The 15,647-nt window shown below is 75.1% G+C and carries 9 protein-coding genes; 6 read left to right on the top strand and 3 right to left on the bottom strand.

Annotated elements, in window-relative coordinates:
* The first annotated feature begins 39 nt into the window (after positions 1 to 39).
* Together AB0B02_RS00045 and AB0B02_RS00040 are read left to right on the top strand one after the other, a co-directional pair.
* Positions 40 to 324 carry a hypothetical protein gene (locus tag AB0B02_RS00045; protein ID WP_281944111.1) on the top strand — a complete coding sequence of 95 codons (285 nt, stop codon included), beginning with the start codon at positions 40 to 42 and terminating at the stop codon, positions 322 to 324.
* A 222-nt stretch (positions 325 to 546) separates the two neighbouring features.
* Entirely contained in the window at positions 547 to 3,036 is a 2,490-nt protein-coding gene (locus tag AB0B02_RS00040) for a bifunctional diguanylate cyclase/phosphodiesterase (protein WP_281944200.1), read from the top strand.
* A 98-nt stretch (positions 3,037 to 3,134) separates the two neighbouring features.
* Here AB0B02_RS00040 and AB0B02_RS00035 read toward each other — a convergent pair whose 3' ends face one another.
* Positions 3,135 to 4,169: a phosphatidylinositol-specific phospholipase C domain-containing protein gene (locus tag AB0B02_RS00035; RefSeq protein ID WP_281944109.1), complete on the bottom strand. Its 1,035-nt coding sequence runs from the start codon at positions 4,167 to 4,169 to the stop codon at positions 3,135 to 3,137.
* Between the two features lie 248 nt (positions 4,170 to 4,417).
* Here AB0B02_RS00035 and AB0B02_RS00030 point away from each other — a divergent pair, with 248 nt between their 5' ends.
* From AB0B02_RS00030 to purE, 3 genes are all read left to right on the top strand, one after another.
* Positions 4,418 to 6,454, top strand: coding sequence for a thioredoxin domain-containing protein (locus AB0B02_RS00030; RefSeq protein ID WP_357291751.1), 2,037 nt, complete (start codon positions 4,418 to 4,420; stop codon positions 6,452 to 6,454).
* 64 nt (positions 6,455 to 6,518) lie between these two features.
* On the top strand, positions 6,519 to 7,679 hold the full coding sequence (locus AB0B02_RS00025) for a 5-(carboxyamino)imidazole ribonucleotide synthase (protein ID WP_357291748.1): 1,161 nt from the start codon (positions 6,519 to 6,521) through the stop codon (positions 7,677 to 7,679).
* Entirely contained in the window at positions 7,676 to 8,167 is a 492-nt protein-coding gene (gene purE / locus AB0B02_RS00020; RefSeq protein ID WP_281944104.1) for a 5-(carboxyamino)imidazole ribonucleotide mutase, read from the top strand. The genes AB0B02_RS00025 and purE overlap by 4 nt, the downstream gene beginning before the upstream one ends.
* Positions 8,168 to 8,502: 335 nt before the next feature.
* Here the strand turns inward: purE and AB0B02_RS00015 are convergent, their stop codons facing one another.
* Both AB0B02_RS00015 and AB0B02_RS00010 read right to left on the bottom strand, forming a co-directional pair.
* Positions 8,503 to 13,416, bottom strand: coding sequence for a permease (locus AB0B02_RS00015; protein WP_357291744.1), 4,914 nt, complete (start codon positions 13,414 to 13,416; stop codon positions 8,503 to 8,505).
* A 162-nt stretch (positions 13,417 to 13,578) separates the two neighbouring features.
* Complete coding sequence (locus AB0B02_RS00010) at positions 13,579 to 15,006, bottom strand: UDP-glucose/GDP-mannose dehydrogenase family protein (RefSeq protein ID WP_357291741.1); 1,428 nt, start codon at positions 15,004 to 15,006, stop codon at positions 13,579 to 13,581.
* A 246-nt stretch (positions 15,007 to 15,252) separates the two neighbouring features.
* Here AB0B02_RS00010 and AB0B02_RS00005 point away from each other — a divergent pair.
* Positions 15,253 to 15,647 (top strand): acyl-CoA dehydrogenase family protein (locus AB0B02_RS00005; RefSeq protein WP_357291738.1); only part of this gene is annotated, 395 nt, incomplete at its 3' end.

The following is a 15,647-nucleotide window of genomic DNA, read 5'->3' as shown; positions in this document are numbered from 1 at the left end:
GGGCTACCCTGGTCGTCAGCCGCACATCGGAGGAACACCATGCTGACCACCGCCCAGGTGCTCGCGGAGAACAACTTCGGTGACACCCGCACGGGTGGTCTGGCCGGTCCGATGGGCCTCTTCCTCATCGTCGCGCTGGCCACCGTCACCGTCCTGCTGATCCGCAACATGAACGCCCGGCTGCGCCGGCTGCCGGACCGCTTCCCGCACCAGGCCGAGCCGGGACGGGTCGACGCGGCGGTCGTCGATCCGACAGGGGGGACTGTCGAGCAGGATTCACCGACGAATACTCCCAACGGCTCCCAGCAGCACCGCAACAGCTGAACACCACGTGAATCACGCCCAAGTCGGTCGTCGACCCCTGTTGCGACCACCGGCTTTGGCTTAGCCTTCCGCCGGGGGGACCGTCAGGCCCCGGACCCTGCGCGGAAGGGGGGCGTCGATGTCGAGGACAGTCACGGGCCCCCACCGTGCCCCGATCCCGGGCCGTCCCGGGGCGGGGCCGTGACCTCCGAACCGGCCGACCGTCCCCCCGACCGGCTCGGCCTGCGCGGCACCCCGTTGAGCGTCGTGCTGCTGACCGCCGCGGTCGCGGTCACCGCGCTGCTGGCCGCGGTGCTCGGTCTCGCCGTACCGGCGCACCTGCCGGTCGATGACCCGCTGCCCGGGCCGGCGCGGTTCGGCCTCGCCGCGGTCACGTTCGCCGTCGCCCAGCTCGCCCGCCTGCGCTTCCGCACCGCGGCCGGCATGGTCAGCATCACCTGGGGCGAGGCCGCGCTCGTGGTCTGCCTCTGGCTGGTGCCCGCCGGCTGGCTCCCGGGCGCGGCGCTGCTCGGCGCCGGCGCCGCCTGGACCACCATGTCGCTCGTCGCCGACCGCCGCCCGGTGCTGGAACTGGTCCGCATCGCCGGCTCGCTCACCGCCGCCACGGCGCTGGCCGGGGCCGTCGCGAGCGCGCTCGGCCGGCCGCTGCTCGCCGCGCCGACCCCCGAGCTGGCCCTGGCGCTGGGCGCCGGCGCGGTCACCTACCTGCTCACCACCGCCTGGCTGGGCGCCGCCACGATCGCCCTGCGGCACGGCATCCCGATCGGGCCGCCGCTGCTGGCCGCGCTCCGCGGCAAGCTGCCCATGTTCGTCGGCAACGTCGCGGTCGGCCTGGTGGTGGTCGCGCTGCTCGAACTCGACGCGCGCTGGCTGCTGCTCCTGCCGCCCCCGCTGTGGCTGCTGCAACAGACCTACCGGCACCGGCTCCGGGCCGACCAGGAACGGCGGACCTGGCGGGCGTTCGCCGAGGCCACCGCCGCGCTCAACCAGCTCGACGAACGCGGCGTCGCGACCGCCGCGGTGACCGGCGCGCTCACCCTGTTCGGGGCCGAGCTGGTCGAGGTGGACGTGGCGCGCGGGGAGGGGCACTGGCGCCGCTACCGGGCCGACCTCGGCGGTCAGGTGCGGGACGTCGAGGTGGACCCGACCGCGGAAGCCGGCACGGGCGAGCACGAGCTGGTCCGGCGGCTCGCCGTCGGCACCGTCGAGGTGGGCCGGCTGCGGGTGCGCTTCGCCCGGTCCGCCCCGCCCAGCCCCGCCGAACGTGACGGGGTGGCCGCGTTCTCCGACGCCCTGGCCGCCGCGCTGCACGACGCCGCGACCCACCGCGAGCTGCGGCTGGTCACCGCCCGGTCGTCGTACGAGGCGGTGCACGACCAGCTCACCGGGCTGCTCAACCGGGCGGCGCTGCTGGCCCGGGGCGACCAGGCGCTGCGGCAGCGTCCGCACGACCACCCGGTGGCCCTGCTCCTGCTGGACGTGAACCAGTTCAAGGAGGTCAACGACACGCTGGGGCACGCCGCCGGCGACGAGCTGCTGCGGCTGACCGCCAACCGGCTGGCCGTGCTGACCCGGCCGGGCGACCTGCTCGGGCGGCTCGGCGGCGACGAGTTCGCGCTGCTGCTGACCTCGGTCCCGGTGATCGACGACCGGACGGCCCCGCTGACGTACGCGCTGCGTCAGGCCCGGGAGGTCGCCGAGCGGCTCGCCGCCCCGACCGAGGTGGCCGGCGTGCGGATGTCGGTCGAGGTGGCGGTCGGCGTGGTGGCGGCCGACGCGGGCGCCGCCGACCTGACCGAGCTGCTGCGGCGTGCCGACATCGCGATGTACCAGGCCAAGGAGGGCGGCGGCAGCGTCGCCGCGTACGACAGCTCGCGGGACGCGGCGAGCACCGACCACCTGGCGTTGCTCGCGGAGCTGCGCGAGGCGCTGGCCGCCGACGACCAGTTGGTGCTCGCGTTGCAGCCGGCGGTCGACCTGGCCACCGGCGCGCCGACCGGGGTGGAGGCGTTGATCCGGTGGCGGCATCCGCGCCGGGGCTGGCTGGGACCGTCCGACTTCATCCGGCCGGTGGAGAACAGCGAGCAGCTCGGCAGCTTCACCCGCTACGTGCTGGACAAGGCGCTGGCGGTGGCCGCCGGGTGGGCGCGTGAAGGGCTGGACGTCCCGATCTCGGTGAACCTGTCGGCGCGCAGCCTGCTCGACCCGAGGTTGCCCGCCGAGATCGAGGAGGCGCTGCGCCGGCACCAGGTTCCGCCGCGCCGGCTGGTCCTGGAGATCACCGAGACGGTGGTGATGAGCGAGCTGGAGGTCATCGACGAGGTGCTGGCCACGCTCCGGGCGATGGGCGTGCAGCTCGCCGTGGACGACTTCGGCACCGGCTTCTCGTCGTTGACGTTCCTGACCCGGATCGCGGTCGACGAGTTGAAGGTGGACCGCTCCTTCGTGATCCGGATGGCGGACTCGCCGGAGGCGGCGGCGATCGTGCGTACCACCGTCGGGCTCGCCCACGAGCTGGGCCTGCGGGTGGTGGCCGAGGGCGTGGAGACCGCCGAGCAGCGCACCGCGCTGGCGGAGCTGGGCTGCACCGCCGCCCAGGGCTACCACTTCTTCAAGCCGATGCCGGCGGACAAGATCGGCGCGGTGCTCGGCTCGCTGCGTGACACGGCCCGCGGCAACGTCTTCCCGCTGCGCGCCGACGGCGCCTCCTGACCCCACCCCCACCTGCCTCTGCCGCAGATTCACGGAAAGCGTGGCCATCCGGGCCCGGACAGCCACGCTTTCCGTGCAACAGGGGCCTCACTCAGGGGTCAGCCTCGGGGGAGGACGTCGTCGAGGACGGTGGGGAGACCGGACCAGTCGGCGGAGGCGATGGTGGCGTGCGCGCGGGCGAGCTGGGCGACCCGGGCCGCCGCCGCGTCGGCGTCACCGGCCCCGACGGCCGGCGGGACGTTCTGCGCGTCGGTCATCACCAGCAGGTAGTGGTTCGTGTCGTACCAGGCGGTGTCGATGCCGCCGGTGACGTACGCCGAGGCGTCGCCGTCGAAGACCACGAACCACTGGCGCAGGGCCGGGTCCGCGTATCGGGCGCGGGGGTCGCCGGCCTGGGCGCGGTGCACGGCCGGGAACGCGCGGGCGGTGTCCAGTGTGCCGGCCGCCGCCAGGCCGGCCAGGTGGCGCGCGTACTCCACGTCGGTCCAGAGGGTGTCGGTCGGGTTGCCCTCCTCGACGGTGCCGGGGATCAGTTCCACGATCACCTTGCCGGCGAGCTGCCCCCGGGTGGGCCAGGCGTCGGCGCGGGCGGCGGCGTCCAGGCCGGGGTGGCCGCCGAGCAGGTCGGCGGGGCGGAACACCCGGTCGCCGAGGCGGGCGGCGAGCACCGCGTCGAGCTGGGCCGGCCCCTGCCCGGTACGGCTGCTGAAGCCGGTCTTGAGTTCCAGCTTGAGGATCACCGGGCCGGCGTCGGGGTGGGCGCCCAGCCAGAGTCGGATGTCGTCCAGGCAGTGCTCCAGGTTCTTGTTCCGGGTGCCGGTGTAGAGCTGGGCCGCGCTGGTGGCGGCCACGCAGTTGTTGTCGTTGCCGAGCGGGTTGCTGTGGCTGACCCGCCACTGCCGGGTGAGCACGTCCGGCCAGACGTCCAGTTCGATCAGCCCGGGTCGGGCGTCGAGCGCCTGGGCGAGGTAGGTGTAGGTGCCGCGCTCGTACGTGTTGTGGATGCCGACGGCGGTGGTGGCGGACCACCGGGTCTCCGGTGGCACCGCGGCGGACGCGGCGGCGGGGGTCAGCGCGGCGCCGGTGAGGGCGGCGAGGGCGAGCAGGGCGAGCAGGACGGGGGGTCTGCGCATGGACCGTCTCCTTCGGACGTGCCGGCGGTGGGCGACGCCGGACATGCGCCGATTCAAATAGACCAGGATGAATAACGGAAGGACGTTTCGTGGCGGGCCGTCGGGCTGCCGACATCCCGTCGGTGCGGGGCAGCGCGGGACCGCTGGTCGGCCCTAGTCTGCTGGCACGGTGGACGCGACCGGCGTCCCCGCTGACCCGGCCGGCCACTCGCGGCGCGCGGGCACCGCGCGCTCGCTATGGTCGGATGGTGAATCGACTCGCCGAGGCCACCTCGCCCTATCTGCTCCAGCACGCCGACAACCCGGTCGACTGGTGGCCCTGGTGTGACGAGGCGTTCGCCGAGGCGAAGCGGCGTGACGTGCCGGTGCTCATCTCGGTCGGCTACGCCGCCTGCCACTGGTGCCACGTGATGGCCCACGAGTCGTTCGAGAACGAGGCCGTGGCCCGGCTCATGAACGACGACTTCGTCTGCGTCAAGGTCGACCGCGAGGAACGGCCCGACGTCGACGCCGTCTACATGACCGCCACCCAGGCGATGACCGGCCAGGGCGGCTGGCCGATGACGGTCTTCGCCACCCCGGACGGCACCCCGTTCTTCTGCGGCACCTACTTCCCCCGGGCCAACTTCCTCCGGCTGCTCGGCTCGGTCGCCGCCGCCTGGCGGGACCAGCGCGAGGAGGTGCTGCGGCAGGGGGCCGCCGTGGTCGAGGCGATCGGCGGCGCCCAGGCCGTCGGCGGCGTGACCGCCCCGCTCACCGCCGAGCTGCTCGACGGCGCCGCCGCCCAGCTCGCGAAGGAGTACGACGAGACGAACGGCGGCTTCGGCGGCGCCCCGAAGTTCCCGCCGCACATGAACCTGCTCTTCCTGCTCCGGCACCACCGGCGGACCGGGTCGGCGCGCAGCCTGGAGATCGTCCGGCACACCGCCGAGGCGATGGCCCGCGGTGGCCTGAACGACCAGCTCGCCGGCGGCTTCGCCCGCTACTCGGTGGACGGCCACTGGACCGTGCCGCACTTCGAGAAGATGCTCTACGACAACGCGCTGCTGCTGCGCGTCTACACCCAGCTCTGGCGGGTCACCGGCGACAGGCTGGCCCGCCGGGTGGCCCGCGACACCGCCCGGTTCCTCGCCGACGAGCTGCACCGGGCCGGCGAGGGCTTCGCCTCGGCGCTGGACGCGGACACCGAGGGCGTCGAGGGGCTCACCTACGTCTGGACGCCGGACCAGCTCGTCGAGGTGCTGGGCGAGGAGGACGGCCGGTTCGCCGCCGACCTGTTCACCGTCACCCCCGACGGCACCTTCGAGGAGGGCGCCAGCGTGCTGCGGCTGGCCCGGGACGTGGACGACGCCGATCCGGCCGTCCGGGCCCGCTGGCGGGACGTGGCGGGCCGGCTGCTGCACGCCCGCGACACCCGCCCCCAACCGGCCCGCGACGACAAGGTGGTGGCCGCCTGGAACGGCTTGGCGATCACCGCCATCGCGGAGTTCCAGCAGGTCGCCGCGCTCTACGCGGCACCGGAGGACGAGGACGCGAACCTGCTGGAGGGTGTGGTCATCGTCGCCGACGGGGCGATGCGCGACGCCGCCGAGCACCTGGCCGCCGTGCACCTGGTGGACGGCCGGCTGCGCCGGGTGTCCCGGGACGGGGTGGTGGGCGCGCCGGCCGGGGTGCTGGAGGACTACGGCTGCGTCGCGGAGGCGTTCTGCGCGCTGCACCAGCTCACCGGCGAGGGGCGCTGGCTGGCGCTGGCCGGTGAGCTGCTCGACGTGGCGCTGGCCCGGTTCGCGGCGCCGGACGGCGGCTTCTACGACACCGCCGACGACGCCGAACGCCTGGTCACCCGGCCGGCCGACCCGACCGACAACGCGACCCCGTCCGGCCGGTCGGCGATCGTCGCGGCGCTTGTCGCGTACGCGGCGTTGACCGGGGAGACCCGCTACCGGGAGGCCGCCGAGGCGACCCTGTCGACCGTCGCGCCGATCGTGGACCGGCACGCCCGGTTCACCGGCTACGCCGCCACGGCGGGCGAGGCGCTGCTCTCCGGGCCGTACGAGATCGCGGTGGCGACCGACGATCCGACGGGTGACCCGCTGGTGGCCGCCGCGCACCGGCACGCCCCGCCCGGCGCGGTGGTGGTCGCCGGCGCCCCGGATCAGCCCGGCGTGCCGCTGCTGGCCGGCCGGTCCCTGGTCGACGGGCGGCCGACCGCGTACGTCTGCCGGGGGTTCGTCTGCCAGCGGCCGGTGACCTCGGTCGAGGAGCTGGTCGCCCAGCTCGGCTGAGTCCCCGGCGGCGGGCCGCCCTCACGGGCGGGCCCGGTGCCGGCCCGGTTAGGCTGGCGGCGCTATGGACTCCCGGACCGGACTCCCCGTCGTGGGCATGGTGGGTGGCGGCCAACTGGCCCGGATGACCCACCAGGCCGCCATCGCCCTCGGCCAGTCGCTGCGCGTGCTGGCACTCGCCCCGGACGACGGCGCGGCGCTCGTCGCCGCCGACGTCCAGTACGGCGACCACACCGACCTGACCGCGCTACGCACGTTCGCGAAGGGCTGCGACGTGGTCACGTTCGACCACGAGCACGTGCCGAACGATCACATCCGTGCGCTGGCCGCGGAGGGCGTCAAGCTGTTCCCGCCGGCCGAGGCGCTGGTGCACGCGCAGGACAAGCGGGTGATGCGGGAGCGGCTCGCCGAGCTGGGCGCGCCGAACCCGGCCTGGCGTCCGGTGGAGTCGCCGGCCGACCTGGTCGGGTTCGGCGAGCAGACCGGCTGGCCGGTGGTGCTCAAGGCCGCCCGGGGCGGCTACGACGGCCGGGGCGTCTGGCTGGTGGACGACGCCGACCAGGCCACCGAGCTGGCCGCCACGCTGCTCGACGGCGGCACGCCGCTGCTGGTCGAGGAACGGGTGGCGCTGCGTCGGGAGCTGGCCGTGCAGGTCGCCCGGTCGCCGTTCGGGCAGGTGGCCGCGTACCCGGTGGTGGAGACCGTGCAGCGCGACGGCATCTGCGTCGAGGTGCTGGCGCCCGCGCCCGACCTGCCGGAGGAACGGGCGGTGGCCGCGCAGCAGCTCGCCATCGACCTGGCCACCGCGCTCGGCGTGGTCGGGTTGCTCGCGGTGGAGCTGTTCGACACGCCCTCCGGGCTGGTGGTCAACGAGCTGGCCATGCGTCCGCACAACTCCGGCCACTGGACGATCGAGGGTGCGCGCACCTCCCAGTTCGAGCAGCACCTGCGCGCGGTGCTGGACTACCCGATGGGGGACACGTCGCTCGCCGCGCCGGTGGTGGTGATGGCGAACGTGCTCGGCGGGGAGCCGGGCGGGATCTCGATCGACGAGCGGCTGCACCACCTGTTCGCGGCCGAGCCGGGCGCCAAGGTCCACCTCTACGGCAAGCAGGTCCGACCGGGCCGCAAGATCGGGCACGTCACGGTGCTCGGCACGGACCTGGCCGACGTGCGGGCCCGGGCCGCCCGGGCGGCGCGGTGGCTTCAGGAGGGAACAGCATGAGTACGGTCGGGCTGATCATGGGCAGCGACTCGGACTGGCCGACCATGCGGGCCGCCGCCGAGGCGCTCGACGAGTTCGGCGTGCCGCACGAGGTCGGTGTGGTCTCCGCGCACCGCACCCCGCTCAAGATGATCGAGTACGGTCGGTCCGCCGCCGGGCGGGGCATCCGGGTGATCATCGCGGGCGCGGGTGGGGCCGCCCACCTGCCCGGCATGGTCGCCTCGGTCACCCCGCTGCCGGTGATCGGCGTGCCGGTGCCGCTGAAGTACCTGGACGGCATGGACTCACTGCTGTCCATCGTGCAGATGCCGGCCGGCGTGCCGGTCGCCACGGTGTCGATCGGCAACGCCCGCAACGCCGGGCTGCTCGCGGTCCGCATCCTGGGCGCCGCCGACCCGGCGTTGCGCGACCGGATGGCCGCCTACCAGGCGAGCCTGGAGGACCTGGTCGCCGAGAAGGAGGCGGCGCTCCGCGCCTCGCTGGCCTGACTGGCACCGATTTCACTCTCCGTGTTTTCGTGGCGGAATGACGGAGCGTGATCGGCCGTTGGGAGGCCGTTTGGTAGTCGCGGCGCCTTTGCTCTGCAGCCTTCCGCGCACCACCTGCTCTGAGATGCGCATTGGTACCGATGCGTATTACTGGGTCCGACAGTCGCGGTCGCGCTGGGTCACTGATGCGCCAGTGGCTGCAGAGCAAAGGGCGTGGGGGGTGAGTCACTCCGGCAGCCGACCCGCTACCGAAGGTGACCGGTAGTCGGGTCTGGAGGGTCGGTTCATCCGGCCGCCGGTGGGGTGGCAGCCCGAGCACGTGCCGCGCGGTGCGCTCACCGCATGCCGCGCAGCGCCGTCTGTAGACGCTCCTGGGCGCGGCGGCGGCGCTCGTTGCTGGCCCCGAGCACCAGCAGCACGATGCCGACCGGGATCAGCACCAGCCACGGGCCGAGACTGAACAACGCGTGCACCGCGGCGACGGCGGTCACCGTCGCGCCCACGATCACCGGCGCCTGCTGCCGGCTCATCGAGCCGAAGATCAGCACCGCCACGGCCCCGAGCAGCAGCAACACCTGGCGCAGCATGCTGGAGTCGGTGGCCACCACGATCGCCAACGTGGGCAGGAACGCGGTCACCAGCGCTGGCCCGTACGCCACCCAGCTCGACATGTCCGGCCGGTGCCGCAGTTGCAGCACGCCGACCAGCAGGGCCAACGCGGCGAACGGCAGAGTGTACGCCTCCGGAAGCGCCACGTCGGCCACCCACATCAGGATCCACCAGGCGGTGATCTCGCAGGCCACCACCGCCCAGAACAGCAGGTTCCGCTCGAACGGGCGACGCCCCGGCCGGCTGGCCGCCACCCCGAGCACCGCACCCCAGGCGGCCAGCAACGCGGCGATGTGCCGGGGCGAGTCGAACGCCAGGGCCAGCGCGATGAGCGCCGCAGCGTACCCGCTCCACTCGACGGTGGCCGCCTCCCGGTACGCCTCGGGCCGGCGCAGCCGGGGCAGCGTGGCGGCGAACACCTGCAACGCCGCACCCACCGCCAGCACGCCGAACGCCGACCACACCGCGGCGAGCCCGGCCACCAACCCCAGCGTGAGCACGAAGAGCTGCGCCATCAGCGAGGCGAACAGCCAGCCGAGGATGCGAGCCCGTTGGGTGGTGCCGAAGACCGCGGCGACCGCGCCCACCCCGACCGCGCTCCCCAACGTGATCAGGGTGAGGTCGCGGGTGGCGAGCGCGCCGGCCAGCCCGGCGCCACCGGCGGCCAGCCCGATGACGAAGACCAGCACCCGGGCGACCCGGATCGAGCGACCCGGCTCGGCCAACGCCGGCGGCGGGGTCAGCGCCAACCCCAGCATCGAGATGGTGAACACCACCAGCCCCGCCTCCGCGGTCACCGGCCACCCCTGGCCGAGCGCCACCGGCGCGATCAGCAGCGTGAGGGCCGCCCCGGGCAGGATCACCGGCACCGCCCGGGAGCGGCGACCGCCGCTGAACCCGGTCGCGGCCAGCGCCGCGGTCGCGGTGAGCAGCAGCGCGGTGAGCACGTGGGTCGGGTCCACCGCGTCCGGCGGCGGGGTGAGCAGCTCCGGGGGCGGCCCCTGCCACACCCGGCCCAGCACCACGAACGTCGAGAACAGCGCCACCACCAGCGTGGGCGCCAGCGTGACGAGCGCCAGCGCGGTGGGCAGCGCCGCCGCGGCCAACGCGCCGGCCGCCGGGCTGACCCGCCACCGAAGCTCGGTGGGGCGGTCCGGGTCCCGGCGCAGCGCCCCGTTCAGCAGCACCGACCACCGGCGTACCGGTCGGGCCGAGCCGACCGGCGGGACGGTGGCCGCCCGGATCAGCTCGGCGAGCACACCGAGCAGCGCGGCGGCGGCGGCGAACACCCCGGCGGGCAGATGGACGACGAGGGCGGTGGCCGCCGTGACGGTGCCCGCACCGACCACTGCCACGCTGGCGTACGGCAGGTACTGCGGCACCTGCCGGCGGACCGCCGCGACCACCGCCAGGCCGAGGCTGGCGGCGGCCAGGGCGGCGGTGAGCACCACCTGCGCGGGACGGCCGAACTCGACCGACAGCGCGGCCACCGCGCCGGGCAGGGCGAGCAGGGCCGACCCGGCCGCCGCGCCGCCCACCTGGACCAGGTGCGGCGGCATACCCTCGGTGCGGACGTCCTCCACCAGCGCCGGCGCGAACGACCGGGCCAGGGCCGCCACCGTCACCCCGATCAACGCGATGCTGCTCAGCGCCAACGCGGTGGTCCAGGGCCGGACCAGCCCGGCGCCGGTGGCGTGCAACGCCACCACACCGGCCACGGTGGCCCGGGACAGCGCGGCCCTCGGGTCCGTCGCGGCCACCGCCGCCATCCCGAAGACCGCGGCCACCATGGTGCCGACCAGCACCGGTGACCACCAGGGCAGGTCGAACGCGGCCGGCGCGCCCACGGTGGCGAGCACCGCGCACACGCCCGACACGTCGTACTTCCAGGGCGGGGGCAGCAGGACGGCGGCGGTCGCCGCCAGCAACGCCAGCGCGACCGGCGCCTGCCAGGTCGTCCCGCCGGTCGGCGCGGCCGGCCAGCCGCTCAGGTCACCGGCCCAGATCGGGCCGGGGGTGGCCAGCACGCCGACGCCGCCGCGCAGCGCGCTCCAGGCGGCGACGAGACCGATCAGGGTGCCGCCGGCGGCGATGCCGAGGATCGGGCCGCGCCGCCACTCCTCCGGCAGCGCCCGGGCCGCGACGGCCACCACCAGTACCAGCGCGGCGGCAACCATGAGCTGGCCGCCCGGCGCGAGCACCGCGGCGATCCGCACCAGCGTGGCGACAAGCGCCACCGTGGTGGCGGCGAGCGCCAGGTCGGAGCCGTCGAGTGACATGTCGGCGCGGCGTCGGGCGTCGATCCGGGGCGCCGCCGCCAGCAGCGCGGCGGCGATCAGCAGCAGCCCGCCCACCCAGCCGTCCGCCGAGGTGGCGCCGGGCGCGAAGAGCCCGGCGACGGCGACGGCCACCGCGCCGAGCACGGTGCCGAGCGCGTGCGGCATGCTCAGCTGCCGCTGCGCCACCTGCACCAGGGCGGCGTAGGCGAGCGTCACGCAGACGGCGAGGAAGCTCGCCGCGAGGATCGGCACGGTGATCTCGCGCAGGTTGGCCGGGGTGGGCGCCGGCGGGGTCGGCACGGTGGCGGCGACGAACGCGGCCACCGCGCCGGGCAGGGCGAACGCCGCGCCACCGGCCGCCCAGGCGCAGACCGGGTCCGTCACGGCGGCGGCGATCCGGACCCGGGGCGCGAGCGAGACCAACGCCCCGGCCAGGAAGAGCAGGGTCAGCGCGGCGGCGGTGAGCGCGGGCCGGGCGAGCGCGGCGCCGGCGCCGGTCAGCCCCAGCCCGGCCGCGGTCACCGCGTGCACCACCGCAGCCCGTTCCGTGCCGGCGGTGAGCCCGAACACCCCGATGGCGACGGCGGTCACCAGCATCGGCCAGCAGGCCGCCGCCCAGCCCAGACCGAGCGAGGCCGGCACGGCGAGCGCGGTGAGCGCGGCACCGACCACCGCGAACTCGCGCCGGATCGAGGTGGGCAGCGCCACCACCGCGGCGACGGTGAGCAGCAGCGCGGCGGCGGCGAGCTGCCAGCCGGTCGGGCCGACCGCCCGGGCCAGCTCGGCGTGCCAGCCGCCCAGGTCGGCGGACCAGGCGGGCAGCGACGCCCGGACCGGGGCCAGCCCGGCGCGCAACGCGCCACCGGCGACCACCAGGCCGCTGACCGTCAACGCCGCCGCGGAGGCGAGCTGCGGGCCCCGGCGGGCCGTCTCCGGCATGGCCCGCACGGCGAGGCCGGTGAGCGCGATGACCGCGGCGATCAGCAGCAGGGACCGGCCGGGCAGCGCCACCGAGGCGACCCGCCCGAGCGCGCCGATGACCGCGAGCGTGAGGATGCCGGCGCCCACGTCGGGCAGCGGCGGCCGGCGCAGCGCCAAGGTGCCGGCCAGCGCCGTCAGCGCGGCGAGCAGCAGCACCGCGCCCGCGCCGGCGGCGACCGGCACGGTGGTGGCGCGCAGCAGGGCGGTGACCGCGTACGCCAGGGCGAGCGCCACCGCCGCGCCGTGCAGCAGCCAGGTCAGCTCGCGCAGCCACGGCACCGGCCGGGCCGGCGCGGCGGTGGCCGGACCGGCCGGTGACTCGCCGCCGAGCACCTCGCCGGACTCCTCCGGCGCCGATTCGGGCCGGTCGTCGTCGGCGCGCTGCCGGGACGCGGCGGGTGCCGGCGGGGCGGTGCGGGGCAGGTCCGTCCGGACCGGCCGTTCGCGCACCACCGGGGAGCGCACCAGCGCCAGGTCCAGCACGGCCACCAGGGTGAGCACCAGCGCCCAGCCGGCCGGGCCGGTCACCCGCTCGTACGCCAGCAGCGGCAGCACCGGCTGGGCGGCCAGCACGGTGGCGAAGCGGGGCGCGCGCAGCCCGGTGCCGTACGCGTACCCGACCGCGACCACGGTGGTGACCAGGAAGATCGCGCCGGCGAACGCGGCGCCCGAGGTGCCGCCGCCGATCCGGTCCACGGCCCAGACCGCGTACCCGGCCAACGGCACCAGCAGCATGCCGACCGCGGCGATCGTCTCGGCGGTCGAGGTGAGCCCGCGGCGGGCCAGCACCGGCGGGGCGAGCAGCATCAGCACGGTCGCGACCAGCAGCACGCCGAGCCGGGCGAGCGCGTCCATCGAGCTGGTGGCGACCGCCGCGAACACCACCGCCGCGACGCCGAGCAGCAGCGCGCCCAGCCCGAGCGGGATGTTCTGCACCTCGCGCGAGGACGCCTCCGGCGGGTGCTCCGGATCGTCCGCGTCGAGCCACTGCGGCCGGCCGCGGGGCGGCGACGGGGGAAGGTCGTCCGGTCCGGGCGGCGGGGTGCCCTGCCGGGGCACCCGGGGTGGCGCGCCGGTGGCGGCGGTGGGGGGCCGGCGCCCCGGCCGTCGCCGCAGCACCCGGCGGGGCCGGGTGGCCTGCTTGACCCGTTCCTCACCGGCGTGCGCCAGGATGTCCCGCTGGAAGAGCGCGGCCTGCATCTTGGCGGCGATCTGCCGTTGCTCACGGGCGATCTCGGCGTCCCGGGCCTTCATCTCGGCGATCGACCGTTCGATGTCGGCCAGGTGCTCGGCCCACTGGGGCTGCTCCGCGCCGCAGTGCGGACAGACGGCGGCGGGCTTGATCTCCCGCCCGCACGAGGCGCACCTGAAGCTCTCCACGACCGTCTCCCGTCCGCCTGTGCCCTCGCACTGTGGACCTCCCAGAGGCAGCATGCCTTGAGCGGGCCGGGATTTCGACAGTTGCCGGCGCGTTCCGGACAACAAAAAGGACCGGCCGGCCGGGGAGGCTGCTCCCCGGCCGGCCGGCCCGGCGTCGATCGGTCAGGGACGGCCCAGGCCGCGGTACTCCCAGCCGGCCTGCGTCCACAGTGTCGAATCGAGGCAGTTGCGCCCGTCGACGACCCGCCGGCCGTTGGCCAGCTCGCCCAGGGCCACCGGGTCGGCGTTGCGGAACTCGGCCCACTCGGTGAGCACGCAGACCAGGTCGGCGCCCTGGACGGCGTCGTTCATGGTCTCCTCGTAGGCCAGCCCGGGCACCGCGCGGCGCGCGTTCTCGATCCCCTGCGGGTCGAAGACGTGCACGTCGGCGCCGGCCTTGCCGAGCAGCGCGGCCACCGCGAGGGCGGGGGCGTCGCGTACGTCGTCGGTGTTGGGCTTGAAGGTCGCGCCGAGCACCGCGATCCGGGTGCCGGAGAGGTCCGGGCCGGCCGGGCCGGAGCGGCGGTTGAGCAACTCGGCGGCGAGCTGCACCACCCGGGTACGCCGACGCAGGTTGATCAGGTCGACCTCGTGCAGGAAGCGGAGCGCCTCGCCGGCGCCGAGCTCCTGGGCGCGGGCCTGGAAGGCACGGATGTCCTTGGGCAGGCACGCGCCGCCGAAGCCGAGGCCGGCCTGGAGGAAGCGGTTGCCGATCCGGGGGTCGTACCCGATGGAGCGGGCGAGCTGGGTGACGTCGCCGCCGGCGGCCTCGCAGACCTCGGCCATCGCGTTGATGAAGGAGATCTTGGTGGCCAGGAACGCGTTGGCGGCGACCTTGACCAGCTCGGCGGTGGCGAAGTCGGTGACCACCAGCGGGACCTCGCGGTCCTCGGTGGCGGCCAGGTCGAAGACGCCCTTGTGGGCGACGAAGAGCATGCCGTTGGCCCACTCGCTCTTGACGCCGACCACGATCCGGTTGGGGCGCAGCACGTCGTCGACGGCGAAGCCCTCCTGGAGGAACTCCGGGCTCCACGCCACCTCGACGCCCAGGTCGGCCGGCGTGTGCTTGCCGACGAGCTGCTCCACCCACTCGGCGGTGCCCACCGGCACGGTGGACTTGCCGACGATCAGCGCCTTGCGGGTCAGGTGCTGGGCCAGGCTGGTCACCGACGCCTCGACGTACGACAGGTCGGCGCCCATGCCGTCGGCGCGCTGCGGGGTGCCGACGCAGATGAAGTGCACGTCGCCGAAGTCGGCGGTCTCGGAGATGTCGGTGCTGAACCGCAGTCGGCCGGCGGCCAGGTTGCGCCGGAGCAGCTCGTCGAGGCCGGGCTCGTGGATCGGCACCTCGCCGGCGTTCAGCTTGGCGATCTTGTCGGCGTCGACGTCGAAGCCGAGCACCTCGTAGCCCAGCTCGGCGTAGCAGATGGCGTACGTCGCACCGAGGTAACCGGTGCCGAGGAAGGTCACCCGGGGCCGGGCCGCGCCGGAGGGCGGGGTCACCGCGGCGATGGCGGGCATCGGCTGGGAGTTCGGGTACGGGATCGTCACGCCTGTCTTCTCCGCTCGCACTGGCGGCGCATCCTCGCGTCGCATTCTGCAGGGGCGCCTAGGCCGGGCACCGAGGGAAACTGATTCTGGTGTGAGGGTAGTGGGTCGGGTTGCCGCCGCCCGGGCGCGAGCCTACCCGCCGGTAAGGTCCGGTCGAGGCCCGGTGGCTATTCTTCAGTCTGCGGCAGTCGGCGGCCCCCGGGCGGCCCGGACTGCGCATGATAGCGGTGAAAGGGGAGGGCCGACATGGCCGCAGAGCAGTCGTTCGACGTCTACCGGTTGCCGGAGGAGCACGAGGCGATCCGGGAGGCGGTCCGTGAGGTCTGTGCGGCCAAGGTGGCGCCGCACGCCGCTGAGGCGGACGAGACAGGTGAGTTCCCGAAGGCGTCCTACGACGCGCTGCGGGCGGCCGACTTCCACGCCCCGCACGTCCCGGTGGAATACGGCGGCGCCGGCGCGGACGCGCTGGCCACGGCCATCGTGATCGAGGAGGTGGCGCGGGCGTGCGCCTCGTCCTCGCTGATCCCGGCCGTCAACAAGCTGGGCACCATGCCGCTGCTGTTGGCCGGCTCCGAGGAGCTGAAGCGCCGGTACCTGACGCCGGTGGCCTCGGGTGACGCGATGTTCTCCTACTGCCTCTC

The sequence above is a fragment of the Micromonospora sp. NPDC049240 genome, from assembly GCF_040647835.1.
GTDB lineage: Bacteria > Actinomycetota > Actinomycetes > Mycobacteriales > Micromonosporaceae > Micromonospora.
Note: the sequence above shows the minus strand (reverse complement) of the source record. Positions and strands in the feature narration are given on the sequence as shown.

Bases quoted from the DNA above. Each gene is read 5' to 3' on its own strand.
- AB0B02_RS00045 (WP_281944111.1), top strand. From the start codon at position 40: ATGCTGACCACCGCCCAGGTGCTCGCGGAGAACAACTTCGGTGACACC.
- purE (WP_281944104.1), top strand. From the start codon at position 7,676: ATGAGTACGGTCGGGCTGATCATGGGCAGCGACTCGGACTGGCCGACC.
- AB0B02_RS00025 (WP_357291748.1), top strand. From the start codon at position 6,519: ATGGACTCCCGGACCGGACTCCCCGTCGTGGGCATGGTGGGTGGCGGC.
- AB0B02_RS00035 (WP_281944109.1), bottom strand. From the start codon at position 4,169: ATGCGCAGACCCCCCGTCCTGCTCGCCCTGCTCGCCCTCGCCGCCCTC.